Raw genomic sequence first — 1,584 nt, 5'->3', positions numbered from 1 at the left:
CGGCCAGTGGGATGCCCACCTGGGCAAGAGCCCGTCGCTCTTCGTCAACGCCGCCACCTGGGGCCTGCTCATCACCGGCAAGCTGGTGGCCACGCACAGCGAAGGCAGACTTGGTGCATCGCTCAGCCGCCTGATCGGCAAGGGCGGCGAGCCGCTGATCCGCAAGGGCGTGGACATGGCCATGCGCATGATGGGCGAGCAATTTGTGACCGGCGAGACCATTGATGAGGCCCTGCGCAACGCACGCACGATGGAGGCCGAGGGCTTTCGCTATTCGTACGACATGCTGGGTGAGGCCGCGCTGACCAGCGAAGACGCCAAGCACTACTACGCCTCTTACGAGCAGGCCATCCACGCGATTGGCAAGGCCTCTGCCGGGCGCGGCATCTACGAAGGCCCCGGCATCTCCATCAAGCTCTCGGCGCTGCACCCGCGCTACAGCCGCGCGCAGTTTGGCCGGGTGATGGACGAGCTGTACCCGCTGGTGTTGCGCCTGACCGCGCTGGCCAAGCAGTACGACATTGGCCTGAACATCGACGCCGAAGAAACCGACCGCCTGGAGCTGTCGCTGGACCTGCTGGAGCGCCTGTGCCACGAGCCCACCCTGGCGGGCTGGAACGGCATTGGTTTTGTGATCCAGGCCTACCAAAAGCGCTGCCCGTTCGTCATCGACTATGTCGTGGACCTGGCCCGACGCACCCAGCGCCGCCTGATGGTGCGCCTGGTCAAGGGCGCGTACTGGGACAGCGAAATCAAGCGCGCCCAGGTCGATGGCCTGGAGGACTACCCCGTCTACACCCGCAAGGTACACACCGACATTTCGTACATCGCCTGCGCCAAGAAGCTGCTGGCCGCGCCCGAGGCCGTGTACCCCCAGTTCGCCACGCACAACGCCGAGACGGTGGCCACCATCTACCAACTGGCAGGCAGCAACTACTACGCAGGCCAATACGAATTCCAGTGCCTGCACGGCATGGGCGAGCCGCTGTATGAGCAGGTGGTGGGTGCCATCACTGCGGGCAAACTCGGCCGCCCCTGCCGCATCTACGCCCCCGTGGGCACGCACGAAACCCTGCTGGCCTACCTGGTTCGCCGCCTGCTGGAAAACGGCGCCAACACCTCGTTTGTGAACCGCATTGCTGACGAAACGATTGCACTGAATGAGTTGGTACGCAGCCCCGTGCAGGTCGTAGACCAGCAAGCTGCGGCAGAAGGCACTGCGGGCTTGCCCCACCCCCGCATTGCCACGCCCCAGGGCCTGTATGGCGCGCACCGCACCAACTCGCGCGGGCTGGATTTGTCGAACGAAAACACGCTGACCGTGCTGGCCACCACCCTGCAAGCCACGGCAAGCCACGCCTGGACGGCAGCGCCCCTGCTGGCTACTGACTTGCCCGTAGGCACCACCCAGCACGTGCGCAATCCTGCTGACCATAGCGATGTGGTGGGCCGGGTGCAAGAGGCCACCACCGCCGACGTAGACCAGGCCCTGGCCCACGCGCAGGCCGCCGCAGCCCCCTGGGCCGCCACGCCGCCCGCCGAGCGCGCTGCCGCCCTGCTGCGCACCGCCGACCTGCTGGAGGC

General features: G+C 66.5%; 1 protein-coding gene. It reads left to right on the top strand.

The genetic code is table 11. The features are described 5' to 3' along the window. On the top strand, positions 1-1,584 hold a 1,584-nt coding region (locus tag DBR23_RS31890), incomplete at both ends, for a proline dehydrogenase family protein (RefSeq protein WP_233250770.1).

This window comes from Acidovorax sp. HMWF018, from assembly GCF_003061035.1.
In the GTDB taxonomy this organism is placed as follows: domain Bacteria; phylum Pseudomonadota; class Gammaproteobacteria; order Burkholderiales; family Burkholderiaceae_C; genus Acidovorax; species Acidovorax delafieldii.
This window is presented reverse-complemented; position numbering and strand designations above follow the sequence as displayed.